21 protein-coding genes and 1 pseudogene are annotated in these 25,133 nt (G+C 72.8%); 14 read left to right on the forward strand and 8 right to left on the reverse strand.

Features of this window, described 5'->3' with window-relative positions; all coding sequences use genetic code 11:
* Positions 1-58 precede the first annotated feature (58 nt).
* The 3 genes from ACIQK6_RS14275 (at position 59) to ACIQK6_RS14285 (ending at position 2,053) form a co-directional block, all read left to right on the forward strand.
* A complete protein-coding gene (locus ACIQK6_RS14275; protein ID WP_329103021.1) occupies positions 59-643 on the forward strand; it encodes a PadR family transcriptional regulator in 585 nt (194 codons plus the stop codon).
* A gap of 139 nt (positions 644-782) precedes the next feature.
* The gene (locus tag ACIQK6_RS14280) at positions 783-1,511 is read left to right on the forward strand and encodes a VWA domain-containing protein (protein ID WP_329103018.1); all 729 of its coding nucleotides are present in this window, start codon (positions 783-785) and stop codon (positions 1,509-1,511) included.
* A 35-nt stretch (positions 1,512-1,546) separates the two neighbouring features.
* On the forward strand, positions 1,547-2,053 hold the full coding sequence (locus ACIQK6_RS14285; protein WP_329103015.1) for a pyridoxamine 5'-phosphate oxidase family protein: 507 nt from the start codon (positions 1,547-1,549) through the stop codon (positions 2,051-2,053).
* A 110-nt stretch (positions 2,054-2,163) separates the two neighbouring features.
* On the opposite strand, the gene ACIQK6_RS14290 is transcribed toward ACIQK6_RS14285, so the two are convergent.
* The 3 genes from ACIQK6_RS14290 to ACIQK6_RS14300 are packed head-to-tail and all read right to left on the reverse strand — an operon-like array spanning position 2,164 to position 4,504.
* Positions 2,164-3,198 carry an ABC transporter permease subunit gene (locus ACIQK6_RS14290; protein ID WP_329103013.1) on the reverse strand — a complete coding sequence of 345 codons (1,035 nt, stop codon included), beginning with the start codon at positions 3,196-3,198 and terminating at the stop codon, positions 2,164-2,166.
* 53 nt (positions 3,199-3,251) lie between these two features.
* Entirely contained in the window at positions 3,252-4,094 is an 843-nt protein-coding gene (locus tag ACIQK6_RS14295) for an ABC transporter ATP-binding protein (protein WP_402694887.1), read from the reverse strand.
* The gene (locus ACIQK6_RS14300; RefSeq protein ID WP_402694888.1) at positions 4,091-4,504 is read right to left on the reverse strand and encodes a GntR family transcriptional regulator; all 414 of its coding nucleotides are present in this window, start codon (positions 4,502-4,504) and stop codon (positions 4,091-4,093) included. Before ACIQK6_RS14300 ends, ACIQK6_RS14295 begins: the two co-directional genes overlap by 4 nt.
* Before the next feature lie 141 nt (positions 4,505-4,645).
* Here ACIQK6_RS14300 and ACIQK6_RS14305 point away from each other — a divergent pair, with 141 nt between their 5' ends.
* Positions 4,646-5,119: an HIT family protein gene (locus tag ACIQK6_RS14305; RefSeq protein WP_329103006.1), complete on the forward strand. Its 474-nt coding sequence runs from the start codon at positions 4,646-4,648 to the stop codon at positions 5,117-5,119.
* A gap of 63 nt (positions 5,120-5,182) precedes the next feature.
* Here ACIQK6_RS14305 and ACIQK6_RS14310 read toward each other — a convergent pair whose 3' ends face one another.
* A complete protein-coding gene (locus ACIQK6_RS14310; RefSeq protein WP_402694889.1) occupies positions 5,183-5,905 on the reverse strand; it encodes a dienelactone hydrolase family protein in 723 nt (240 codons plus the stop codon).
* A gap of 254 nt (positions 5,906-6,159) precedes the next feature.
* On the opposite strand from ACIQK6_RS14310, the gene ACIQK6_RS14315 reads away from it, so the two are divergent.
* Positions 6,160-6,591, forward strand: coding sequence for a hypothetical protein (locus ACIQK6_RS14315; protein ID WP_329103002.1), 432 nt, complete (start codon positions 6,160-6,162; stop codon positions 6,589-6,591).
* Between the two features lie 66 nt (positions 6,592-6,657).
* Here ACIQK6_RS14315 and ACIQK6_RS14320 read toward each other — a convergent pair whose 3' ends face one another.
* The gene (locus ACIQK6_RS14320; protein WP_329103000.1) at positions 6,658-7,047 is read right to left on the reverse strand and encodes an ATP-binding protein; all 390 of its coding nucleotides are present in this window, start codon (positions 7,045-7,047) and stop codon (positions 6,658-6,660) included.
* 146 nt (positions 7,048-7,193) lie between these two features.
* On the opposite strand from ACIQK6_RS14320, the gene ACIQK6_RS14325 reads away from it, so the two are divergent.
* The gene (locus ACIQK6_RS14325; RefSeq protein WP_329102998.1) at positions 7,194-7,736 is read left to right on the forward strand and encodes a UTRA domain-containing protein; all 543 of its coding nucleotides are present in this window, start codon (positions 7,194-7,196) and stop codon (positions 7,734-7,736) included.
* Positions 7,733-8,515: a GntR family transcriptional regulator gene (locus ACIQK6_RS14330; protein ID WP_402694890.1), complete on the forward strand. Its 783-nt coding sequence runs from the start codon at positions 7,733-7,735 to the stop codon at positions 8,513-8,515. Before ACIQK6_RS14325 ends, ACIQK6_RS14330 begins: the two co-directional genes overlap by 4 nt.
* A gap of 129 nt (positions 8,516-8,644) precedes the next feature.
* Here ACIQK6_RS14330 and ACIQK6_RS14335 read toward each other — a convergent pair whose 3' ends face one another.
* The 3 genes from ACIQK6_RS14335 to ACIQK6_RS14345 all read right to left on the reverse strand — a co-directional run bounded on the left by ACIQK6_RS14335 (position 8,645) and on the right by ACIQK6_RS14345 (position 15,744).
* Positions 8,645-10,105: a glutamate synthase subunit beta gene (locus ACIQK6_RS14335; protein ID WP_329102994.1), complete on the reverse strand. Its 1,461-nt coding sequence runs from the start codon at positions 10,103-10,105 to the stop codon at positions 8,645-8,647.
* Positions 10,098-14,639 carry a glutamate synthase large subunit gene (gene gltB / locus ACIQK6_RS14340; RefSeq protein ID WP_329108032.1) on the reverse strand — a complete coding sequence of 1,514 codons (4,542 nt, stop codon included), beginning with the start codon at positions 14,637-14,639 and terminating at the stop codon, positions 10,098-10,100. The genes ACIQK6_RS14335 and gltB overlap by 8 nt, the downstream gene beginning before the upstream one ends.
* 373 nt (positions 14,640-15,012) lie before the next feature.
* Positions 15,013-15,744, reverse strand: a complete 732-nt coding sequence (locus ACIQK6_RS14345) for a VIT1/CCC1 transporter family protein (RefSeq protein ID WP_329102992.1) — start codon at positions 15,742-15,744, stop codon at positions 15,013-15,015.
* A gap of 259 nt (positions 15,745-16,003) precedes the next feature.
* On the opposite strand from ACIQK6_RS14345, the gene ACIQK6_RS14350 reads away from it, so the two are divergent.
* From ACIQK6_RS14350 to ACIQK6_RS14380, 7 genes and pseudogenes are all read left to right on the forward strand, one after another.
* Positions 16,004-16,990, forward strand: a complete 987-nt coding sequence (locus ACIQK6_RS14350; protein WP_329102990.1) for an ADP-ribosylglycohydrolase family protein — start codon at positions 16,004-16,006, stop codon at positions 16,988-16,990.
* Positions 16,987-18,591, forward strand: coding sequence for an ADP-ribosylglycohydrolase family protein (locus ACIQK6_RS14355; RefSeq protein WP_402694891.1), 1,605 nt, complete (start codon positions 16,987-16,989; stop codon positions 18,589-18,591). The genes ACIQK6_RS14350 and ACIQK6_RS14355 overlap by 4 nt, the downstream gene beginning before the upstream one ends.
* A gap of 7 nt (positions 18,592-18,598) precedes the next feature.
* Positions 18,599-19,744 (forward strand): ADP-ribosylglycohydrolase family protein, encoded by a 1,146-nt coding sequence (locus ACIQK6_RS14360; RefSeq protein ID WP_329102988.1) that lies wholly within the window; start codon positions 18,599-18,601, stop codon positions 19,742-19,744.
* Between the two features lie 950 nt (positions 19,745-20,694).
* A pseudogene (locus ACIQK6_RS14365) lies at positions 20,695-21,744 on the forward strand (ADP-ribosylglycohydrolase family protein); the annotation flags it as partial.
* Entirely contained in the window at positions 21,741-22,718 is a 978-nt protein-coding gene (gene rbsK, locus ACIQK6_RS14370; protein ID WP_329102984.1) for a ribokinase, read from the forward strand. The pseudogene ACIQK6_RS14365 and the gene rbsK, both read left to right, overlap by 4 nt.
* Before the next feature lie 233 nt (positions 22,719-22,951).
* Positions 22,952-24,172 carry a CoA transferase gene (locus ACIQK6_RS14375; protein WP_329108028.1) on the forward strand — a complete coding sequence of 407 codons (1,221 nt, stop codon included), beginning with the start codon at positions 22,952-22,954 and terminating at the stop codon, positions 24,170-24,172.
* Entirely contained in the window at positions 24,169-24,984 is an 816-nt protein-coding gene (locus tag ACIQK6_RS14380; RefSeq protein ID WP_329102982.1) for a CoA ester lyase, read from the forward strand. The genes ACIQK6_RS14375 and ACIQK6_RS14380 overlap by 4 nt, the downstream gene beginning before the upstream one ends.
* Positions 24,985-25,133 lie beyond the last annotated feature (149 nt).

Genomic DNA, 25,133 nt, shown 5'->3' on the forward strand with positions numbered 1-25,133 from the left:
AGCAGTCATGTCTTGCAGGGGGAAGGGTGCCGTACGGACCGGTCGTAGACTGCGCTGCGTGGCAGACGAGACGAACAAGCGCGCTCTCCCCGCGACCAGTTGGGCAGTGCTCGGACTGCTCTCCTTCGGAGAGGAGCTCTCCGGTTACGACCTGAAGAAGTGGTCGGACCGGTCGCTGCGGTTCTTCTACTGGAGCCCGTCGTTCAGTCAGATCTACAGCGAGCTCAAGCGCCTGGAGAGGGCGGGCTACGCGTCCTCGCGGATGGTCGCGCAGGACACCGGGACGCGCGACAAGCGGGTCTACCGGATCACGGACGAGGGCATGACGGCCGTACGGGAATGGGTCCGCGAGGCCCCAGTCGACCCGCCCGTCCTCAAGCACGGGCCGATGCTGCGCCTGTGGTTGGGTCACCTGCTGGAGCCGGAGCAGATGCGCGAAGTCCTCGTCCAGCAGCAGGAGTTCGCGGAGGGCATGCGCCGTCGCGCGATGGCCGACGCGGAGGGCTCGAAGGACGAGAGCGCCTGGGCGTACCCGACGCTCACCCTCAAGTGGGCCGAACGCTACTACGCCTCCGAGCGCGACCTCGCGGCGCGCATGCTCGAAGACATCAACGAGCTCGAAGGGCGCGGCAAGCTGCCGTAGGAGCGTCGGAAGGGGACCGGGAACGGCCGGCCTACTTCGACCGCTCGGCGCGCCGACCGCGCACCGGGCGCGACTGGCGGCCGACCTCGGTTTCACCGCGGCGGGCCGACGGGCCCGCGCGCTGCCGTACGCTCGCCCCATGACGGGCAGTGCGATCAGCCTCCGCAAGATGGAGGAGACGGCTCCGGCACTGGTGAGCCTCTACAAGAGCGCCGGGGTCTCCCTGCGCAAGTACGGCATGGAGGGCGGGCGCGCCGCGGTCTACCTGGTCCTGGACTACTCCGGGTCGATGAAGCCGTACTACGCGGACGGCAGCGTGCAGGCCCTCGCCGACCGGGTGCTGGGCCTCTCCGCGCACCTGGACGACGACGCCCGCGTGCCGGTGGTCTTCTTCTCCACCGAGGTCGACGCGGTGGAGGAGATCTCCCTGGCCGGGCACGAGGGCCGGGTCACCGAGATCGCCTCCCGGCTGGGCCACATGGGCAAGACGGCCTACCACGCGGCGATGGACGCGGTCATCGACCACTACCTGGACTCGGGGTCGACGGCCCCCGCCCTGGTCGTCTTCCAGACCGACGGCGGGCCGATCAACAAGCTCGCGGCCGAGCGGTACCTGTGCAAGGCGGCCCGGCTGCCGCTCTTCTGGCAGTTCGTCGGCTTCGGCAACACCCGCAGCACGCAGTTCGACTTCCTGCGCCGGCTGGACGAGCTGCCCGTCCCGGCGCAGCGGGCCGTGGACAACGCGGGCTACTTCCACGCGGGAGCGGACCCGCGCGCGGTACCGGACGACGAACTGTACGACCGCCTTGTCGGCGAGTTCCCGGCCTGGCTGGCGGCGGCGCGCGGTGCGGGCATCGTGCGCGCCTGACCTGCGCCCGCCGGTGCCCACGCTTTGATGGACGCATGACGCATACCAGCTGGGCAGTCTTCGAGAAGGCGGAACCGGAGTTCGCTGCGGCCGTCCAGGCCCGCTTCGCGCAGTACCCCCACCACGTCCTGGCCACCCTCCGCAAGGACGGCTCGCCCCGGGCGACCGGGCTGAACGTCGACATCCGGGGCGGGGAACTGTGGCTCGGCATGATGTTCGGCTCGATGAAGGCCAGGGACCTCCAGCACGACCCGCGCTTCGCCCTCCACACCAACCCGGGCGCGGGCGAGGAGATGCCCTACGGGGACGTACGGATCTCCGGGCGCGCGGTGGAGCTCGTGGACCCGCCCGAACTGCACCGGTACGCGGAAGAGACCGAGACCCCGCACCCGTTCCACCTCTTCCACGCCGATCTGACGGAGGTGGTCCACGTCCGCGTGCAGGGCGAGGAGCTGGTGGTCCGGTCGTGGACCCCGGAGCACGGCCTGCGCACCCTGCGCAGGGGCGACGACGACGAACCGCCGCGCGAGGACACCGACTGACGGGGTCGGGCCCGGCGCGCGGGGGCGAGTAGGGTCGAGGGGGGCGGCCGAAGCCAGTTGCGTTGGCTTCGGCCGCCCCTTCCTCCTCGTCCCGTTCCTCCTCGTCCCGGTCAGGCCGCCCGGCGGCGCAGCCACCAGGAGCAGAACCCGGCCAGCAGTCCGGAGAGCGCGAGGAAGATCCCGGTCTCGATCCACTGGAAGGTCCAGTAGCGGTCGGCGGGCTGGTAGTCGACCGCTACGTGGTGCTTCGAGGTGGCGAAGCACTCGAAGGGCTCCTTCTCGCGCTGCGCGCAGCCCGCGGCGCCGCGGACCTCCTTGCCGGAGGCGTCGAGCACCGCACCGAGGTCGGACACGACCCAAACGCCGGGCTTGAGCACCCCGATCCGCAGGTGGGCGTCGTTTCCGGAACCCTTCAGCTGGATGTGGTTCCCGTTCCAGCCGTCCTTCATCGCGCCGGACTCCTCGCCGCCACCGACCGGCGCCATGACGAGGGAGCTGAGCGCGACATCGGTGTGCTCCGGCGCCACGAAGTGCGGGCGGATCACGAAGGGCACGAAGACCTGCACCGCGAGGAAGGCGGCGAGGGTCGCGGCCATCGCGGGCACGGTGCGCCGGATCAGGAGTCCGGCCGAGGCGCCGAGGGTGAAGGCGAACGCCGCGTAGCCGAGGGGGACGACCCCGCGGCCGCTGAACATCAGGGCGGTGAACCGGTCCAGGTTGACCCGGTCGATGGGACTCGCCCACCAGGTCACCAGGAGGCTGAGCACGCCGGTGACGGCGACGGCGATCAGGCCGACGGCCCCGAGCTTGACCAGGAGCCAGCGGCCGCGGGAGATGCTCTGGTTCCAAACGAGCCGGTGGGTGCCGGTCTCCAGTTCCCGGGCGATCAGCGGGGCGCCCCAGAAGATCCCGATGATGCCGGGTGCGGCGAGCAGCAGGCTCGTGACGTAGTAGGTCAGGGTCTGGTACTCGACGACCAGGGCGTTCTTCGCCGATTCGCAGTCGCTGCCGCAGCCGGCGACGGTGGTGTCGTAGGCCTCGCGCATCTGGAGGCCGGTGACCACGAGGAATATTGCGAGCGCGGCCAGGACGGCGAACGCGGCGAGGGTCTGGACGCGGTACTGGCGCCAGGTCAGCCAGATCATCGCTGGTCCTCCCGGGTGGGTCGGGGGCCGGTCCCGGCCGTGGCCTGGCTCATTTAGGTGAGGACGAGGTCCTCCAGGTTGAGCGGCTCCAGGACCCAGGAGGTGTCCTGGACGGCCTTGTCGGAGCGCACGATGAAGGTGCTCTGCCGCTCGGTGTGGGTCTCCTGGATGACCTGCATGCCCTGGGGCAGGGTGGCCGCGTCGCGGCGGGCGGTGGTGAGCCGGAAGTGGGTGGCGAGCAGGTCGTCGACGTCGCCCGCGACCTGGACCCGGGAGGCGACCAGCGAGATCAGGTGGTCGCAGACCCGTTCCAGGTCGGAGACCAGGTGCGAGGAGAGCACGACGGTGGTTCCGTGTTCTGCCACGACCTCCATCAGGCTCTGCAGGAACTCCCGCCGGGCCAGCGGGTCCAGGGCGGCGACGGGCTCGTCGAGGATCAGCAGCTCGGGCCGTTTGGCGACGGCGAGGGTCAGGGCCACCTGGGCGCGCTGGCCGCCGGAGAGCTTGCCCGCCTTCTGGGCGGGGTCCAGGCCGAGCTGCCGGATCCGGTCCTCGGCCAGCTGTGCGTCCCAGCCCGGGTTGAGCCGCTTGCCCAGCTTCAGGTGGTCGGCGATGGACAGCCCCGCGTAGGTGGGGGTGTCCTGGGCGACGAACCCGACCTTGGCGAGCTGCTCGGGCCCGGACGCGGGCCGGCCGCCGAGTACCTCGATGGTGCCGGAGGTCGGGCCGATCAGCCCGCAGGCCAGCTGCAGCAGGGTTGACTTGCCGGCCCCGTTGGGCCCGACCAGTCCGACGACCCGCCCGGACGGCACGCTCAGGGTGCAGTCGCTCAGCGCCTCTTTGCGGCCGTACCGCTTGCCCAGCGCGCGGGCTTCCAATATTGCGGTTGCGGTCATTTCTCCTCTTCGGTGTGCGGATCCGTGTCCGTGCCGGTGCGGGCGCGGAAGGTGCTCAGGAACAGGGCCTCGATGCTCTCCTCGCCCAGCCCGGCGGCCCGCGCCCTGTCGAGCCACAGCTGCAGCTCCCGGCGCAGCGGCTCGTGCTCGGCGAGCGAGTCGTCGCTGAGCGTGCCGGAGATGAAGGTGCCGACCCCGGGCTTCTTCGCGACCAGGCCCTCGTACTCCAGCTCCCGGTAGGCCTTGAGCACGGTGTTCGGGTTGATCGCCACGCCGGCCGCGACGTCCTTGACGGTCGGCAGCCGGTCGCCCTCGGACAGCAGCCCGAGCCGCAGGGCCTGACGCACCTGGTGGACGAGCTGCATGTACGGAGCGACGCCGGACCGGGCATCGAGGTGGAACTCGATCACTGTCCTCCTCTATTCATCTAGCTTCCTAGCACTATAGGACTATGGGTGTGCAACAGGTCAAGCAGCCGGGCCGCAACACCGCAACGGCGAGGCCCAATTGGAGGTTCGAAGCATCAACACCTGCCCCTAGGCTTTTGGTTCATGACGACACCCGACTGCTACTCCTGCGGCAAGGAAGCCGAAGCCGAGTCGAACGGCCTCCCGCCGCGCGAGTGCGTGGTGCAGGACCGGCATTGGCGAGTGGCTCATGACTTCAACACCGCGTTGCCCGGCTGGCTGGTGCTGCTGCCACGGCGCCACGTCACCGCCGTTCACGAACTCACCGATGCCGAGGCGTCAACCCTGGGCGTGTGGCAGGTCCGGCTCTCCCGGGCCCTGCAGAGCGTGACGGGTTGCGCCAAGACCTACGTCGTCCAGTTCGCCGAAGCCAAGGGCTTCGCACACGTCCACTTCCACATCGTGCCGCGCATGGCCGATCTGCCCCCGGAACATCGCGGACCGGGCGTTTTCGAGCTGCTCCGGCGACCGGAGCGGGAACGGGTGACGGCCGAGCAGGCGGACCGGATGGCCCTCGCCCTGCGATCCGAGCTTCGCGGCGGCCCGAACGCCGGGTGACCGGTCACGGAAGGCACGTCGGCCCCCGCCGGGAGTCCGGCAGGGGCCGACGGCGCAAGCCGCCTACTTCAGGTGGCGGTCGAAGAACCGGTTCCCGTCCTCCACCTCGAACCACGGGGTGCCCGTGTGTCCGCCCAGGTTCGCGTGGAGCGTCTTCTCCTCGGTGCCGAAGGCGTCGAAGAGGTCCAGGGCCCGTTGCCGGGGGTTCCCTTCGTCGTCCCACTGCAGCAGGAACAGCAGCGGTACGGTGACCTGCCGGGCCTCCTCGCGCTGGGCGCGGGGCGCGTAGCCCCCGGCGAAGAGGCCTGCGGCGGCGATGCGCGGCTCGGCCACGGCGAGGCGGATGCCGAGGGCGGTCCACCCCGAGTACCCGACCGGGCCGCCGATCTGGGGCAGTTCGAGGAGGGCGTCCAGGGTGGTCCGCCATTCCGGGACCGCGTTCTCGACCAGCGGGCCGATCAGGGACTCGAAGATCCCGTCGACCGGCTCGCCGGCCTGCACCGCGCGGCGGAGCTCGGCGCGCACCTGCTCGTCGGCGGCGGAACGGGGCCGGTCGCCGCACCCGGCGGCGTCGATGCTCGCCACCGCGTAGCCGGCCGCCGCACAGTGCCGGGCCCGGGCCACTAGCCGGTCCGCACTCTTGGGCAGGCCGTTGTTGTGGGCCATCAGGATCAGTGGGACAGGGGCGGCGGACTCGGGCGTCCACAGGGTGCCGGGGATCTCGCCGAGGGTGAATTCGCGGGCGAGGACGCCGTCGTCGAGGCGGCGTTCGGAGGTGACGTGCATGGTCGTGCCTTTCGGGAATGCGCGTTGACGGCGCTCCCGGACGACCTGTCTACCGCCCGACCGTGACCCCGAAGGGGAGCACCCATGTCGATACTGCGTTCACGGGTACCACCTCCTCCTGCTGTCGCACGGCCCACCGGAAACGTAGCAGCGGCCAGGGCGGTCTGCGCAACGGATTTCTCGCGCACCGTTGTCAGTGCCGCTGGCTAGCGTGAACGGTGTTCTGCCGAAGCGAAGTCACCATGGGGGATCACATGAAGCAGGCACACGGGCGCGGCCGGGCCGCCGCCGTCACCGCACTGACCGCCGCACTCACGCTGGCACTCGCGGCCGGTACGGCCCGGGCCTCGTCGGGGGACGAGATCATCGGCTACCCGGGACCCGACGGGCTGATCTGGATCCCCGAGCAGGCCGGTTCCAGCGGCTTCGTCTCGGGCGGCCTTTCGCCCCGGCTGGACACGTTCATCACCTTCGGCTGCGCGGGCGGCGGCACCATAGAGGTGGCCTTCCACCTCGAGAACCACCCGGACCGCGACCCGGCGCCCTTCACGGTCGACTGCCCCGAGAGCGACCCGGCGCGCGTCACCGTCCCCCTCGGCACCGGCCTGCGGGGCGGCTTCCAGGCCTGGGTGACGGCCTCGGGCCCGTCCACCCGCTGGGGCGCCACGGTCGTCCAGCCCGAGTAACCCGCAAGCGCCACAGCGCCCGCCACCCCTGGTCGGGGACGTGGCGGGTGCTGCGTCGCCCTCCTGTCAGGCGGGCACCGACCTGAACCCGGCCCTGACCGTCTTGCCCACCACCTCCTCGCGGACCTCCAGCTCGTCAGCGAGCACGCCGACCAGCCAGAGGCCACGCCCTCCCTCCGCCTCGGAACCGGGCTGCCGTAGCACCGGGCATCCCGGTCCGCTATCGCGCACCTCGATCCACAGCACGTCCCGCTCCCGCGTCAGCCTCACCGAGAACTCACGTCCGGGCGGAGCCCCGTGCAGCACGGCGTTCGCCGCCAACTCGGAGGCGCACAGGCGTATGTCGTCCCGCCGTTCCGACACGCACCACCCGGCAAGCGTGTCGCCGACGAACTGCCGGACCGCACGTGCCGAAACACGAACTCGCGGGAATCGCTGTTCCCTGAAGGAGGACACGGACCCGCCACCTCACTCTGTGCTTCCAAGGCGGCACAGAACGTATCGCTTTCCGCGAAAGCCAGCAAGATTGGAAACTGTGGGGGCTCCGGGCTCCGTCGCATAACGTGGAAGCGACGGAGCGGACTTCAGGCGTGGGAGGCACTGTGAGCGGCAGCAAGTGGACCAGCAGGTCGATGCCGTACCTGACGGCCCGCCCGACCGGCGCGACGGACGCCTGGACGGGCGAGGCCGGGGAAGCCGACCGACGGGGCGGTCAGCGCGTCCTGCACGCGGGAGAGGTGACGTCTCCCGACGCCGTAGCCCTGATGCTCGGCCTGTCCGCCGGGAGCACGGTGGTGACGCGTCGAAGGGTCATCGAACTCGACGGCGAAGCAACCGAGCTGACGGACACCTACTACCCTCCGGACATCGCCACCGGTACCGCTCTCGCCGGCACGGCAAAGATCCGCGGCGGTGCCGTCACCCTGCTGGCCGCGCTGGGGCACGTCGGCGTACGCGTCGTCGAAGACGTGACGGCACGACTGCCGGACGCCCATGAGTGCGCACAGCTCGACCTCGCCCCTACGGAGCCGGTTCTGCAACTCGCCCGTACCACTTACGACTCGACGGATCGGGCCATCCAGGCGGACATCATGATCATGCCCGCCGGCCGCCAGCGCCTTCGGTACGAGATCACGATCGGATGACCTTGCCCAGCCACGAAGCCGACGGACCCGACCCACGGCCGCTGCATGCTCGCATCGCCGCCGATCTTCGTGAGGAGATCCTGAGCGGCGAGCTGGCGGCGGGTGCCAAGCTCCCCTCGACCGCGCGGCTGAAGGAGCGCTTCGACGCCTCCAATGCCACCATCCAGAAGGCCGTGCAGCTGCTCAAGGACGAGGGACTGGCGGTCGGGCGGGCTGGAGCCGCAGTGACGGTACGGGCGAACCGGCAGCGGACCGTCCGCCCGGCCGAATCCCTCACTCCGGCGGGCTCCGGGGAGGCGTACCCGTGGCTCGCGAACGTCACGAACCGTCGCTCCTCCGTGCGCAGTGTCCTGCTGTCCGTCGAGGAAGTGCCGGTCACCGGCGACGTGGCCGAAGCCCTCGGCCTGCCGAGCGGGGAGACGGCCGTCCGCCGCCGACAGCTGATCACCATCGACGGTGAACCGGCCGAGCTGGTCGCCTCGTACTACCCCCTGGGCATCGCGCGCGCCACGGCACTTGCCGAGCCGCGTCGGATCCGGGGTGGCACACCGACCCTGCTGACCGCACTCGGCTTCCCGCCGCGCCACAGCGTGGACCGGGTCTCCGCCCGCGTGGCGACGCAGGAGCAGTACACGGCCCTGCGCCTCCCCGGTGAGCTGCCGGTGCTGCGTACCCTCCGCACCGTCTACGGCGAAGGCGACCGGCCTGTCGAAGTCACTGTCATGGTCAAGGCCGGCCACCTCTATGAGCTTCGGTACGAGTTCACACACGAAACCTGACCCCGAACACGCCACAGCGCCCGCCACCCCTGGTCGGGGACGTGGCGGGCGCGGTGTCGGGAGTTCCGCACGTCATTGTGCGGACCGTATGAGGGGTCCCTCCCCCGAAGGGGAGGGGGACTGCTGCGGTCAGACGGTCAGCGAGCGGTCCGTCGGCTTGACCGGGTACGGGAGGGCGCTGCTGCCGGTCAGGAAGCGGTCCACGCCGCGGGCGGCCGAGCGGCCCTCCGCGATGGCCCAGACGATGAGCGACTGGCCGCGGCCCGCGTCGCCGGCGACGAAGACGCCGTCCACGTTGGTCGCGTAGGAGGCGTCGCGGTCGATGTTGCCGCGGGCGTCCATCTCCAGGCCGAACTGCTGGGTGAGGCCGTTCGCCTGGTCGGTGCCCGTGAAGCCCATCGCCAGGGTGACCAGCTGCGCGGGGAGAACGCGCTCGGTGCCGGGCTTCTGGACGAGCTTGCCGTCCTCGAAGGCGACCTCGACCAGGTGGAGGGCCTGGACGTTGCCGTCCTCGTCGCCCTCGAAGTGGGTGGTGGAGACGGAGTAGACCCGCTCGCCGCCCTCCTCGTGGGCCGAGGTGACCTTGTAGAGCATCGGGAAGGTCGGCCAGGGCTGGTTCGCGTTGCGGTCCTCGCCCGGCTTGGGCATGATCTCCAGCTGCGTGACCGAGGCCGCGCCCTGGCGGTGGGCGGTGCCCACGCAGTCCGCGCCGGTGTCGCCGCCGCCGATGACGATCACGTGCTTGCCCTCGGCCGTGATGGGGGGCGCCATGAAGTCGCCCTCCTGGACCTTGTTGGCGAGCGGCAGGTACTCCATCGCGAAGTGGATGCCGTTCAGCTCGCGGCCCGGGACCGGCAGGTCGCGGGAGACGGTCGCGCCCGCCGCGATGACCACCGCGTCGAACCGCTTGCGCAGGTCGGTGGCGGTGATGTCGCGGCCGACCTCGATGCCGGTGCGGAACTTGGTGCCCTCCGCGCGCATCTGCTCGATGCGGCGGTTGATGTGCACCTTCTCCATCTTGAACTCGGGGATGCCGTAGCGCAGCAGGCCGCCGATGCGGTCCGCGCGCTCGTACACGACCACGGTGTGGCCGGCCCGGGTCAGCTGCTGGGCGGCGGCGAGACCGGCCGGGCCCGAGCCGATGACGGCGGCCGTCTTGCCGGACAGCCGGTCCGGCGCCTGCGGGGTGACGTCGCCGTTGTCCCACGCCTTGTCGATGATCGAGACTTCGACGTTCTTGATGGTCACGGCGGGCTGGTTGATGCCGAGCACGCACGCCGACTCGCAGGGGGCCGGGCACAGCCGCCCGGTGAACTCCGGGAAGTTGTTCGTCGCGTGCAGGCGCTCGGAGGCGGCGGTCCAGTCCTCGCGGTACGAGAAGTCGTTCCACTCCGGGATCAGGTTCCCGAGCGGGCACCCGTTGTGGCAGAACGGGATGCCGCAGTCCATGCAGCGGCCGGCCTGCTTGCTGATGATCGGCAGCAGCGAGCCCGGGACGTAGACCTCGTTCCAGTCCTTCAGCCGATCGGCGACGGGACGGGTACAGGCGGTCTCGCGCGGGGTGGTGAGGAAGCCCTTCGGGTCAGCCATGGGTCGCCGCCTCCATCATCTTCTCCGTGGTCTCGGATTCCGAGAGTCCGGCGAGCTCAGCGGCGTCCTTGGCGGCGAGCACTGCCTTGTACGTGGTGGGGATGATCTTGCTGAAGCGGTCCACCGCGACGGACCAGTCAGCCAGGAGCTTCGCGGCCACGGTCGAGCCGGTCTCCTCCTCGTGGCGGCGCACCACATCGTGCAGCCACTGCTTGTCGGTGTCGGACAGGACGGTCTCGACCGCGCCCGCGTTGCCGACGTTGACGTTGTGCGGGTCGAGGTCGATGACGTACGCGACGCCGCCCGACATGCCGGCCGCGAAGTTGCGGCCCGTCTCGCCCAGGACGACCGCCCGGCCGCCGGTCATGTACTCGCAGCCGTGGTCGCCCACGCCCTCCGAGACGACCAGCGCGCCGGAGTTGCGGACGCAGAAGCGCTCGCCGGTGCGGCCGCGCAGGAACATCTCGCCGCCGGTGGCTCCGTAGCCGATCGTGTTGCCCGCGATCGTGGAGTACTCGGCGAGGTGGTCGGCGCCGCGGTCCGGGCGGACCACGATGCGGCCGCCGGAGAGGCCCTTGCCGACGTAGTCGTTGGCGTCGCCCTCCAGGCGGAGGGTCACGCCCTTCGGCACGAAGGCGCCGAAGGACTGGCCGGCGCTGCCGGTGAACGTCAGGTCGATGGTGTTGTCGGGCAGGCCCGCGCCACCGAACTTCTTGGTGACGTGGTGGCCGAGCATGGTGCCGACGGTCCGGTTGATGTTGCGGATCGCGACCCGGGCGCGGACCGGCTGGGCCGCCTCGGCGGTCTCGGCGTTCAGCGCGTCGGCGGCGAGCTCGATCAGCTCGTTGTCGAGGGCCTTCTCCAGACCGTGGTCCTGCTCGATCAGGGCGTGGCGGACCGCGCCCTCGGGCAGCTCCGGCACGTAGAAGAGCGGCTCCAGGTCGAGACCCTGCGCCTTCCAGTGCGTGACGGCCTGGGTGGTGTCGAGGACCTCGGCGTGGCCGACGGCCTCCTCGATCGTGCGGAAGCCCAGCTCGGCGAGGATCTCGCGCACCTCCTCCGCGATGTACTCGAAGAAGTTGACGACGAACTCGGGCTTGCCGGAGAAGCGGTCGCGCAGGACCGGGTTCTGGGTGGCGATGCCGACCGGGCAGGTGTCCAGGTGGCAGACGCGCATCATGACGCAGCCGGAGACGACGAGCGGCGCGGTCGCGAAACCGAACTCCTCGGCGCCGAGCAGCGCGGCGATGACCACGTCGCGGCCGGTCTTGAGCTGGCCGTCGGTCTGGACGACGATCCGGTCGCGCAGCCCGTTGAGCAGCAGGGTCTGCTGGGTCTCGGCGAGGCCGAGCTCCCAGGGGCCGCCCGCGTGCTTGAGCGAGGTGAGCGGGGAGGCGCCCGTTCCGCCGTCGTGGCCGGAGATGAGGACGACGTCCGCGTGGGCCTTGGAGACACCGGCGGCGACCGTGCCCACGCCGACCTCGGAGACCAGCTTCACGTGGATGCGGGCGACCGGGTTGGCGTTCTTGAGGTCGTGGATCAGCTGGGCCAGGTCCTCGATGGAGTAGATGTCGTGGTGCGGCGGCGGGGAGATCAGGCCGACGCCCGGGGTGGAGTGGCGGGTCTTGGCGACCCACGGGTACACCTTGTGGCCGGGCAGCTGGCCGCCCTCGCCGGGCTTGGCGCCCTGCGCCATCTTGATCTGGATGTCGTCCGCGTTGACCAGGTACTCGCTCGTGACACCGAAGCGGCCGGAGGCGACCTGCTTGATGGACGAGCGGCGCGCCGGGTCGTACAGGCGGTCCGGGTCCTCGCCGCCCTCACCGGTGTTGGACTTGGCGCCCAGCTGGTTCATGGCGATGGCGAGGGTCTCGTGCGCCTCCTTGGAGATGGAGCCGTACGACATGGCGCCGGTGGAGAAGCGCTTGACGATGTCCTCGACCGACTCGACCTCGTCGATGGAGATGGCTTCGCGCTCGGAGGTGAAGCCGAACAGGCCGCGGAGCGTCATCAGGCGCTCGGACTGCTCGTTCACCCGTGCCGTGTACTGCTTGAAGATGTCGTACCGGCGGTTGCGGGTGGCGTGCTGGAGGCGGAAGACCGTCTCCGGGTCGAACAGGTGCGGCTCGCCCTCGCGGCGCCACTGGTACTCGCCGCCGATCTCCAGCGCGCGGTGCGTGGCCGCGATGCCGGAGGCGGGGTACGCCTTGGCGTGGCGCGCGGCCACCTCCTTGGCGATGACGTCCAGGCCGGCGCCGCCGATCTTGGTGGCGGTGCCGTTGAAGTAGGTCTCGACGAAGGCGTCGTTCAGGCCGACGGCCTCGAAGACCTGGGCGCCGCGGTAGGAGGCGACGGTGGAGATGCCCATCTTGGACATGACCTTCAGGACGCCCTTGCCGAGCGCGTAGATCAGGTTCTTGATGGCCAGCTCCGGCTCCAGGCCGGACAGGAAGGTACCGGCGCGCAGCAGGTCCTCGACGGACTCCATGGCCAGGTACGGGTTGACGGCGGCGGCGCCGTAGCCGATGAGCAGGGCGACGTGGTGGACCTCGCGGACGTCACCGGCCTCGACCAGCAGACCCACCTGGGTGCGCTGCTTGGTGGCGATGAGGTGGTGGTGCACGGCGGAGGTGAGCAGCAGCGACGGGATCGGCGCGTGCTCGGCGTCCGAGTGGCGGTCCGAGAGGACGATGAGGCGGGCGCCGTTGGCGATGGCCGCGTCGGCCTCGGCGCGGATCTCCTCGATGCGGGCGGCCAGGGCCTCGCCGCCGCCGGAGACCCGGTAGAGGCCGGAGAGCGTGGCGGCCTTCATGCCGGGCATGTCGCCGTCGGCGTTGATGTGGATGAGCTTGGCCAGCTCGTCGTTGTCGATCACCGGGAACGTCAGGGTGACGCTGCGGCAGGACGCGGCGGTCGGCTCCAGCAGGTTGGACTGCGGGCCGATCGAGGACAGCAGCGAGGTGACGAGCTCCTCGCGGATGGCGTCCAGCGGCGGGTTGGTGACCTGCGCGAACAGCTGGGTGAAGTAGTCGAAGAGCAGCCGCGGGCGCTCGGACAGGGCCGCGATCGGGGAGTCCGTGCCCATGGAGCCGAGCGGCTCGCCGCCGGTGCGGGCCATGGGCGCGAGGATGACGCGCAGCTCTTCCTCGGTGTAGCCGAAGGTCTGCTGGCGGCGGGTGACCGAGGCGTGGGTGTGCACGATGTGCTCGCGCTCGGGCAGGTCCGACAGTTCGATCTCGCCGGTCTCCAGCCACTCCGCGTAGGGGGCGGCGGCGGCCAGCTCGTTCTTGATCTCGTCGTCCTCGATGATCCGCTTCTGGGCGGTGTCGACGAGGAACATCTTGCCGGGCTGCAGGCGGCCCTTGCGGACGACCTTGGCCGGGTCGATGTCGAGCACGCCGACCTCGGAGCCGAGGACGACGAGGCCGTCGTCGGTGACCCAGTAGCGGCCGGGGCGCAGACCGTTGCGGTCGAGGACCGCGCCGACCTGGGTGCCGTCGGTGAAGGTGACGCAGGCCGGGCCGTCCCAGGGCTCCATCATCGTGGAGTGGTACTGGTAGAACGCGCGGCGGGCCGGGTCCATGGAGGTGTGGTTCTCCCACGCCTCCGGGATCATCATCAGCACGCTGTGCGGGAGGGAACGGCCGCCGAGGTGGAGCAGCTCCAGGACCTCGTCGAAGGAGGCCGAGTCGGAGGCGTCCGGGGTGCAGATCGGGAAGATCCGGTCGAGCACGCCGTCGCCGAAGGCCTCGGAGGCCAGCTGGGACTCGCGGGCCTTCATCCAGTTGCGGTTGCCCTTGACCGTGTTGATCTCGCCGTTGTGCGCGACGAAGCGGTACGGGTGGGCGAGCGGCCACGACGGGAAGGTGTTCGTGGAGAAGCGCGAGTGGACCAGGGCGACGGCCGAGGCGAAGCGGCGGTCGGAGAGGTCCGGGAAGAAGGGCTCCAGCTGGCCGGTGGTCAGCATGCCCTTGTAGACGATGGTGCGGGCGGACAGCGACGGGAAGTAGACGCCGGCCTCGCGCTCGGCGCGCTTGCGCAGCACGAACGCCTTGCGGTCCAGCTCGATGCCGGTCGTCCCGTTGCTGACGAAGAGCTGGCGGAAGGCCGGCATGGTGGCGCGGGCGCCGTTGCCGAGCAGGTCCGGGGTGACCGGGACCCCGCGCCAGCCGAGGACCGTGAGGTTCTCCTCGGCGGCGATGGCCTCGATCTGCTCCACGGCGGCGGCCTGTGCGGTGCCGTCGGCGGGGAGGAAGGCGATGCCGACGGCGTAGCCACCGGCCTCGGGGAGCTCGAAGCCGGCCACCTCGCGCAGGAACGCGTCGGGGACCTGGCTGAGGATTCCGGCGCCGTCGCCCGAGTCCGGCTCGGAGCCGGTCGCGCCACGGTGCTCGAGGTTCCGCAATACGGTCAGGGCCTGCTCAACGAGCGTGTGGGTGGCCTCGCCGGTGAGGTTCGCCACGAATCCGACGCCACAGGCGTCCTTCTCGTTGCGCGGGTCGTACATGCCCTGCTGGGCGGGGCGACCGTCCATGGGCGACCAGGCGGTGGTGCTGGAGCCGGTCGCGGAGTGCGTGGATGCGGAACGCATCGGCTCTCCCGTCGTCGTCGTGGCATATGTGCATAGCCGAGGGACGACGTTGGCCCTCTGCGAAATTTCGTGCAGATTACATGATGACGACAATCCCGAGAAGCGGATACGTCATTCCAGCATGCGGACACTGCACGAGGCAGAAAGAGCGGACTTCCGCGGCGCGCCAAGGGTTCTTCGCGGGGCGGAGGTCCGGATGCAGGACGGGCATCGTTGCCCGGAGTCCTGGTCTGATTCCCGGCGGACACGGAATTGAAACCGCCGGGTAATGAACTACTTATGTTGGGTACTGCATAGTGTCTCACTCCAGCCGCGGTCAGCCTACGGCTCCACCGATCCAGGTTCCCAGGATGTACGTCACACCCGCGGCCGCGCCACCCAGGGCCAGCTGACGGACGCCGCTGTACCACCAGGACCGGGCGGTGACCCGGGAGACGACCGCGCCGCAGGCGAAGAGACCGACCAGCGCGAGCAGCACCGCGGGCCACAGGGTCGTGGCGCCGAGCAGGTACGGCAGGACGGGGAGCAGCGCGCCCAGCGCGAAGGAACCGAACGACGAGACCGCCGCGACCAGCGGCGAGGGCAGGTCGTCGGGGTCGATCCCGAGCTCCTCGCGGGCGTGGATCTCCAGCGCCTGCTCGGGATCGCGCGACAGCTGCATGGCGACCTCGCGGGCGAGCGGCGGCTCGACGCCGCGGGAGACGTAGAGCTCGGCGAGCTCCTCCATCTCGTCGACCGGGTGCCTGCGCAACTGCTGGCGCTCCACGTCCAGTTCGGCGAGGACCAGTTCGCGCTGCGAGGCGACGGAGGTGTATTCGCCGGCCGCCATCGAGAAGGCGCCGGCCGCGAGACCCGCCAGCCCGGTGATGACGACGGTCTGCGGGGCGACGGCGCCGCCGGCCACACCGGTCATCAGGGCGAGGTTCGAGACGAGTCCGTCCATGGCGCCGAAGACGGCCGGCCTCAGCCATCCACCGTTGACGTCGCGGTGGGTGTGGTTGTCGCGGTGCGCGGTGTGCAGCGGTGCTTCGATGTCGATGATGGACATGCGTGGAATCTCCCCAAATCTGCGAACGGACGCCACAACGCGCCCCGCTCCCCCTGAACACCTCGAAACTACGCACGATTTCTGCCGCCCGCCAGCAAGGAAGGCCGTACTTACCTGGGCTTTTGCGGGTCGGCGACCGGGTGACGGGGGTGTTCGCGGGGTGTTTCGCGGTGGGCGACAAACCACATGCCATGGCACAAATCCCCCAAGGGCTCATGATGAGCCCCATCCGATGTGGGAGAGGCGCGCCATGGAGCCGATGAAGCTGATTGCATGCAATCCGCAGGTCCTCCTCGAACGGGCCAGGGGCGCTCTTCTCGGACTCGCCGTGGGTGACGCGCTGGGCGCCCCCGCGGAGAACATGAAGCCTTCGCAGATCCGGGCGAAATGGGGCCGCATCGAAGGTTTCGTGTCGGAGGACCCGGCGGGCACGGACGACACCGAGTACGCGATCTTCTCGGGGCTGTTGCTGGCCCGGCACGGCTCGGCGCTCACCGTCTCCCACGTGGAGCGGGCCTGGCACCACTGGATCGCCGACCTCGACGAAGGCCCCTTCCGGGGCGCCGGGTTCTCCGAGCGCGGCACCTTGGAGAACCTCCGGCGGGGCCTGGCCGCACCCATCTCCGCCCAACACCGGCACGCGTGGTCGGACGGCCTGGCCATGCGGGCCGCGCCGTTCGGCGTCTTCGCCGCGGGCCGGCCCGCGGAAGCGGCCCGGCTCGTCGCCGTCGACGGCTCGGTCAGCCACGACGGGGAGGGCATCTACGGCGGCCAGGCGGTCGCGGCGGGCGTGGCCGCCGCCATGGCCGGCGGCTCCCCCGCCTCGGCGATCTCCGCGGCCCTGTCCGTCATCCCGTCCGACTCCTGGACGGCCCGCTCCCTGCGCCGGGCGGTCACCGCCGCCCCGCGCGGCGAACGGGCGGTGCGCTCGGCGGTGGTCATCGGCGGCTACCCGTGGACCGACCTGGCCCCGGAGGCGGTGGGCCTGGCCTTCGGGGCCTTCGCCGCCTGCCGGGGCGACTTCCCGTCCTCCGTCCTCACCGCCGTGAACATGGGCCGCGACGCCGACACCACCGCGGCGGTGGCGGGCGCCCTGGCCGGCGCGCTGTCGGGCGCCGGTGCGATCCCCGCCGCCTGGTCCTCGGCCATCGGCCCGGTACGCGGCAGCTGCCTCCCCTCGATGCGGGGCTACCACGTCCTGGACATCGCGGACCTCCTCACCCCGGAATGCGAGGCCGTCCGATGACCCCCTCGCCGGACGACCAAACGCTGGCGCCACCCCCGGCGGACCGGGGCCCCGAGAGCCCGCCCCCGGGTGCGGCCCCACGCGCGCCGGAGCCCGGCTGCCCGGCCCCGGGTACGGCCCCGACCGACCGGGAGCTGGAGCACCTGCCCCCCGGTACGGCCCCGGCCCCGGCCGAGCCGGTAGGCCGGCCCCCGAACGATCGGGCCCCGGTCGGAGCGTCGGCTCGGGTGCTGCCCGCGATGCGGCTGGTCACGGGGGCCGGGCCGGCTCCGGCCGAGCAGCGGCCCGGGGTGCTGCCCCCGGGTGCGGAGGGCGGCGGGGTGGGGAGCGTCCTCGCACCCCACCCCGGGACGGGGTCCCGGATCGTGGTCCGGGCCGGGCAGAGGGCCCCGGCCGGGACCGGGGTCCGGACCCCGGAACGACCCGCCGAGCCCCCCGCAGGGGAACCGGCAGGGGTGCGGCCGATCGAGGGGCTCCTCCTCGGGCTCGCCGCCGGCGACGCGGCCGGGTGGCCCGCCGCCCGCCACCGCGCCAGCCGGATGCCCGAGTGGACCCGCCGCCTGACCCGCGAACTCGACACCTTCGCCGAGCAGAACGCCACCACCACCCTCCCCGTCCCCATCGCCCTCAACCAGCCCCCCGAACCCCTTCGCCTCGGGCCCTCCGACGACGCCGAATGGGCTGCGTTCGTCGCCGAGTCCGTGCTCACCGCCGCCGGCGTCCTCCTCAGTGACCTCTCCCGGTCCCGTCGCATGCGCGCCGCCATCGACCTCGCGTGGAACGCCCTGGCCTCCGAAGTCGCCGCGGCAGCGGAACGCGCGCCCGAGGTCGAGTCCGCCGTCCTCCCCCTCCGCGCCCGGATCTCCGTCCGCGCCGGCCTCGGCAACCTCGCCACCGGCCTGCGCCCGCCCGCCACCGGCCACGACAACCCGCACTACTTCGACGACGCCGCCTGCGTCCGCGCCTGCGTCCTCGCCGTCGTGCATCCCGGCGACGCCCGCGCCGCCGCCGACCTCGCCGAGTTCGACGCCCGCTACACCCAGGACGGCGACGGGGTGCACGGCGCCCGCGCCATGGCCGCCGCCATCGCCACCGCCCTCACCACCCCCTCCGCCGCCGACGCCGCCGACGCCGCCGACGCCGTGGACGCCGCCGTGGACGCCGCCCTCGCCCAGCTCCCCGCGGCCACCGAGATCGGCCGCAACGCCCGGCACGCCGTCCGCCTCGCCCGTACCCACAAGGACGGCGGCGCCTTCGGCATCGTCCCCACCCTCGAACACGAGATCGTCGACCACGTCTACAGCTACGGGATCGCCGCCGCCGAGACCGTCCCCGTGGCCCTCGCCCTCGCCACGGCCGCCCGCGGCAGGATGACCGAGGCCGTCCCGGCCGCCGCCTGCCTGTCCCGCGTCGCGGACTCCGCCCCCGCCCTGGCCGGCGCGCTGACCGGCGTCCTCGGCGGCGGCGACTCGATCCCCGCCGCCTGGCGCGAAGCCTGCCGCACCCTCTCCGGCTGCGCCCTCCCCCGCCTCGCCGGCACCGACCTCGTGGAACTCGCCGCGCTCCTCGCGGCCACGGAACTCACCTCACCCAAGGGATGATTCGGACATGACGCTCACGTTGGAGGACCGGGCCCGCGGCGCCCTCGTCGGAGCCGCCGTCGGCGATGCGCTCGGCGGCCCGGTGGAGGGCTGGACCCCGGACCAGATCGTGGAACGGCACGGCGGTCGCGTGCACGGCATCGTCGGCCCCTGGTACAAGGACTGGCGCACGGCCCGCCCCATCGCCCCGTACCACAAGGGCGACGGGCACGTCACGGACGACACCCTGATGACGCACGCGCTGGTACGGGTCTACGAGGCCGTACGGGACCACCTCGACGCCTACGCGATCGCCGAGCACCTGGTCCCCGACCTGATGTCCACGCCCCGCTGGATCCCGGAACTGGAGGCAGAGGCCCTGCCGTTGCAGCGGATCTTCCTCGCCGAGAAGTGGATCGTGACCCGGCTGCACTACGCGCACGCCGACCCCCGCGAGGCCGGCAGCGGCAACATCGTCAACTGCGGTGCGGCGATGTACATGGCCCCGGTGGGGATCGCCAACGCGGGCAATCCGGCGGGCGCGTACGCGGAGGCGCTGGACGTCGCCGGTGCGCACCAGTCCTCGTACGGGCGGGAGGCTGCGGGCGTGTTCGCGGCGGCGGTGGCGGCCGCGTGCGTGCCCGGGGCGACGGCCGCCTCGGTGGTCGACACCGCCCTGTCCCTGGCCAAGGACGGCACGCGCAACGCGATCGCGGCCGTCCGCGAAGTGGCCGCCGGCCACCGGGACTTCGAGTCGGCGCTGGCCCCGCTGCGGGCGGCGGTGACCCCGTACGACTCGGTCGGGCCGGACTACCGAAGCCCGTCGCTCGACGCCCGCCGTCCCTCCCGCCTCCATGCCATCGAGGAACTCCCGGTCGCGCTCGGGATGCTGCTCGTCGCGGACGGACGGTACGAGACCGCGGTGCTCGGCGCGGTCAACTACGGCCGGGACTGCGACTCCATCGCCACCATGGCGGGGGCGATCGCCGGAGCCCTGGGCGGCGAGGCCGCGGTCCCGGCCGCCTGGGCCAAGCAGGTCGCCGAGGCCAGCCGCCTCGACCTGCACGCCCCGGCCGAGGCGCTGGCCGCGGTGGCCCGGGAGATCTTCGCGCTCGACCGCTCCCGCCGCCGCTCCCACGAGGCGGCCTTCACCGCGATCGCGGCGGACCGGTGACGGACGCCACCGGGCCCGCCCCGGCCGCACCTACGTACGCGCCGGACCCGGTGGGCGAAGCCCTCCGGCTGACCTGGGCCCAGCCCGAGGACCTCGTCGGGCACGAGCTGCGCCAGGCCGCGGAGGACGGCCGGAACCCGGCCGCCGCCCTCCGCGCCTGGCTCGCGGCGGGCGGCCACCCCGCCCCCGACCGCGCCGGCGCCTCCCCCACCCCGGTCCCGCCGGAGCTGCGCGCCCTGGCCTCCCGCCTCCTCGACGACCTGGCGCAGCTCCCGGCCCGTTCCGCACCCGACGAGCCCGGATCCTGGCCCGACATCCGGGCCACCTGGCCCCCGGCCGCGAAAGCCTCCCAGCCACCCGTCGAACTCCCGACCCCGGCTCCACGGCCCGACCCCGACGTCACGGCTCGGCCCGGCGCAGCAGGGGCGCCGCCGGTAGGGCAGGAACACGTGCGGCCCACCATCCCGGGAGCTGCCCCGAACGGCACAGCGGGCACTCGGCCCGATCGGGATCCCGAACACCCGGCGGCACGGCCACCCGCCCGCCCCGACGGCCGAACCCGCGAGCCGCATCCGGGCAGCAGGAAGGCGGCTCCGCCCGCAGGCCCGGCCGCAGGCGGCGGGGTCCGGGGCACCGCCCCGGACCCCGGACCGCCTCCCGCGGGGCCCGCCCCGGCACCGTCCCCCGCGGCGGAGCGGCCGTGGCCCGCGGGCCGCGACTACGGCCACGTCCGCTCCCACCCGGAGCAGGCGCCCACGAGCACGGGGCCGGTCCCCGGCCGCGTCCCGCACCGCGCAGCAGGGACACCGCCCGCAGGGCGGGAACACGTGCGGCCCTCCGCGCTCGGGGCTGCCCCGCCCCGCGCGGCGGGGCAGCCGGGCGCGGGGCCCGGAGCCGTGCCGCAGACCGGGCCGGAGGCCACCCCGCAGACCGGGCCGGACGCCACCCTGCGGGCCCGGCTGGAAGCCGCCTGGCTCGGGCGGGCCGTCGGGTGCCTGCTCGGGAAGCCCGTCGAGAAGCTGCCCCTGGAGGGGATCCGGGCGCTCGCCCGCGCCGCCGGCAACTGGCCGCTGGACGACTGGTTCAGCGAACGCGGCGTCCTGCCGGAGGTCCTGGCCGCCTACCCCTGGAACCGCCGCTCCGCCCCCACCTCCCTCGCCGAGAACATCGACGGCATGCCCGAGGACGACGACCTCAACTACCCCCTCCTCGGGCTGCTCCTGCTCCAGCGCCACGGCAAGGGCTTCACCACCGCCGACGTGGCCCGCCTGTGGCTCGACGAGCTGCCGGCCGGGCGGACCTTCACCGCCGAGCGCATCGCCTACCGCAATCTCCTTCTCGGCCTGGAGCCGCCCGTCACCGCCACCCACCACAACCCCTTCCGCGAGTGGATCGGCGCCCTCATCCGCGCCGACGTCCACGGCTGGACCAATCCGGGCGATCCGGCCGCCGCCGCGGCCCAGGCCTACCGGGACGCCACCCTGACCCACACCGGCAACGGCGTCTACGCCGCCCTCTTCGTCGCGGCCGCCACCGCCACCGCCGCCACCGGCCGGTCGGACGTGCACACCGCGCTGCGGACCGGGCTGGCCTTCGTACCGCCCCGTTCGCGCCTCGCCGAGGCCGTCCGCTTCGGAATCCGGGCCGCCGGGCAGGAGGCGGACTTCGACCTCGTCGTCGACCGACTGCACGCCCACTACGGGCACTACCACTGGGTCCACGCCGTCCCCAACACCGCACTGATCGCCGCCGCCCTCACCCACGCCGACGGGGACTTCTCCCGCTCCGTCTGCCGCGCCGTGTCCGGCGGCTGGGACACCGACTCCAACGGAGCCACCGCCGGCGCCCTCGCCGGGCTGCTCGCCGGCTCCCCGGACGCGCTCCCGCACCGCTGGACCGCACCCTTGAAGAACCGCCTCGCCACCACCGTCCCCGGCTTCGACGGCATCGGCTTCGACACCCTCGCCCACCTCACCGCACAGGAGGCAGCACGCTCATGACGGCCATTGCCGTGCTCGGCAGTACGAACATGGACCTCGTCGCCTACGTCCCCAAGGCTCCCCGCCTCGGGGAGACCGTCACCGGCCGGGCCTTCCGCACGGTCCCCGGCGGCAAGGGCGCCAACCAGGCCGTCGCCGCCGCCCGCTCCGGCGGGGAGGTGGTGATGATCGGCGCGGTCGGGGCCGACGAGTTCGGCGTACGGCTGCGCTCCGCGCTCACCGCGGCCCGGGTCGACACCGCGGGCCTGCGCACCGTCGAGGGCGCCAGCGGCACCGCCCACATCACGGTGGACGACGAGGGCGGCAACAGCATCATCGTCATCGCCGGCGCGAACGCCGCGGTCACCGGCCTCGAGCCGGGGGACGAGGCCCGGATCGCCGCCGCCGGATCCCTGCTCCTCCAACTCGAACTGCCCCTCTCCGCCGTCCTCGCCGGGGCCCGCGCCGCCCGCGCGCACGGCGTCCGTACGGTGCTCACCCCGGCCCCGGCGCAGCCGCTGCCCGCCGATCTGCTCGCCGCCACCGACCTCCTCGTCCCGAACGAACACGAGGCGGCCGCCCTCACCGGACTCACCGACCCGCTCCGGGCAGCCGAAGCCCTGCTGGCCGAGGTACCCGAGGTGGTGATCACCCTCGGAGCGGCCGGGGCGCTGTACGCCGCCCGCGGCATGGAGCCGCTGACGGTGCCCGCGCCCCGGGTGCGGGCCATGGACACGACCGCCGCCGGGGACACCTTCGTCGGCGCCCTCGCCGTGGCCCTGGGCGAGCGCCGGCCGATGCCCGAGGCCCTGCGCTGGGCCTCGGCGGCGGCCGCGCTCTCCGTCCAGCGCCCGGGAGCCCAGGACTCGATGCCGACCCGCACCGAAACCGACGCCTTCGCCCTGGCCAGGCGGGAGCCGGAGCACGGTCAGGTGGGCCGCGCCGACGACCGCCGTCCCGCCGCCGGCGAGTCCGTGACCGGAGCCGCCTCGTGACCCCCGGGGACGAGAGCGTGTCGGGGCGATCCCCGCAGGGTGCCGACCGCACCGCCGCCGCACCGTCCGGCCCCGGGCACCGTTCGGCACCCGAGGAGACGCCCCGGCGCGCGCCCGGCCCCACCGAAGCCGCCGCCCCCGGCGAAGCCGCAGGGCGGCAGAACGCAGGGTGGCAGAACGCGGGGCGGCAGAACGCAGGCCCGCATCGAGCCGTCGCCCCGACCCCCCGCCCCGTGGCCGAGCCCCCACCCGCCGACGCCCGGCCAGGTCAGGGACCTCTGACGGGGCTCCGCGTGATCGACCTGGCCACCCTCTTCGCGGGTCCGCTGACCGCCACCCTGCTCGGCGACTTCGGCGCCGAGGTCGTCAAGGTCGAGCACCCCGACCGCCCCGACCCCTCCCGCGGCCACGGCCCCGCCAAGAACGGGATCGGCCTGTGGTGGAAGCTCCTCGGCCGGAACAAGCGGACGATGACCCTCGACCTGTCCACCCCGGGCGGCCGGGACACCCTGCTGCGCCTCGCCGCCACCGCCGACGTGGTCGTCGAGAACTTCCGCCCCGGCACCCTGGAGAAGTGGGGTCTGGGCTGGCCCGAGCTGTCCGCCGTCAATCCGCGCCTGGTCCTGGCGCGCGTCACGGCCTTCGGCCAGCACGGCCCGTACTCCCACCGCCCGGGCTTCGGCACGCTCGCCGAGGCGATGAGCGGATTCGCCGCGATCACCGGGGAGCCGGACGGGCCGCCGACCCTGCCGCCCTTCGGACTCGCTGACTCGATCGCAGCGCTGACCTGCGCGTACGCCGTGATGACCGCCCTCGCCGGGCGGGACCGCACCGGGCACGGTCAGGTCGTGGACCTCGCGATCGTCGAGCCGATCCTCACCGTGCTCGGCCCGCACCCGCTCTGGTACGACCAGCTCGGCTACGTCCAGCCGCGCACCGGCAACCGCTCCGCGAACAACGCCCCCCGCAACACCTACCGCAGCGCCGACGGGCGCTGGCTGGCGGTCTCCGCTTCGGCGCAGTCCATCGCCGAGCGGGTCGTGCGGCTGGTCGGCCGGCCCGAGCTGATCGCCGAGCCCTGGTTCGCGAGCAGCGCCGGGCGGGCCCGGCACGCGGACGTCCTGGACGACGCCGTCGGCGGCTGGATCGCCCGGCACAAGGCGGAGGAAGTGGTCGCCGCGTTCGAGGACGCCGAGGCGGCCGTCGCCCAGGTCTACGACGTCCGGGACGTGCTGGCCGACCCGCAGTTCGCGGCCCTCGACTCGGTCACCGAGGTCGAGGACCCGGAGTTGGGCCCGCTCCGCATGCAGAACATCCTCTTCCGGCTCTCCGAGACCCCCGGCGGGATCCGCTGGGCGGGCCGCCCGCACGGCGCGGACACCGACGAGGTCCTGACCGAGCTCGGGCTGACCGGGGCCGAGATCACCGCACTGCGGACCGAGGGGGCCCTGTGATCCTGACCTGGCTGTACGCGCCCGGCGACCGCCCGGAGGTGGTCGCCAAGGCCCTCGGCTGCGGGGCGGACGCCGTCATCGTCGACCTGGAGGACGCGGTACCGGCCTCGCGCAAGGAGTACGCCCGCGCCGCAACCGCCGATCTGCTCGCCGAGCGGCCCCCGCTCCCCGTCCACGTCCGCGTCAACGCACTGGACTCCCCCTGGGGCGGCGCCGACCTGAATGCGCTGGGCGGGCTGCACGGCCTCGCGGGGCTGCGGCTGCCCAAGATCAGCGCCCCCGGGCAGATCGCGGCCGTCGCCGACCGCACCGGCGGGGTGAGCCTGTACGCCCTGCTCGAATCGGCCGTGGGGGTGGAGCGCGCGTACGAGATCGCCCGCGCGCACCCCGCCCTGCGCGGGCTCTCCCTCGGCGAGGCGGACCTGCGGGCCGACCTGGCCGTCAGCGCGGAGACGGGCCTGGACTGGTGCCGCTCCCGGGTGGTGGTCGCGGCCCGGGCCGCGGGGCTCGCGCCCCCGGCGCAGTCGGTGTTCCCCGACATCCGGGACCTGGAGTCGCTGGCGGTCTCGTGCGCCCGCGGCCGCTCCCTGGGCTTCCTCGGTCGGGCGGCGATCCATCCGCGCCAGCTCCCGGTGATCGAGCGGGCCTACCTCCCGGCGCCCGAGGAGGTCAGCGCCGCCGTGGAGGTGCTGAGCGCGGCCCGCGCCACCCCGGGGGCGCTGGCCCTGCCGGACGGCCGGTTCGTGGACCCGGCGGTCGTGGCGGCGGCGCACCGCACCCTTGCGCTCGCCGCGCGCACTGCGGTCCACTGACCCCGCCCGGGGGGCTCCGGCCGCGCGGGCTCCGCGGGGCACCCGCCGATACCGTGCGCGGCACCGTGTCCCGGGGCTCCGCTCCCGACCCCCGTCTCAAACGACGGCGGGCCGGAACCAACGGCGGGCAACGCGAAGGGGGTGCCGCG

The sequence above is a fragment of the Streptomyces sp. NPDC091682 genome, from assembly GCF_044756625.1.
In the GTDB taxonomy this organism is placed as follows: domain Bacteria; phylum Actinomycetota; class Actinomycetes; order Streptomycetales; family Streptomycetaceae; genus Streptomyces.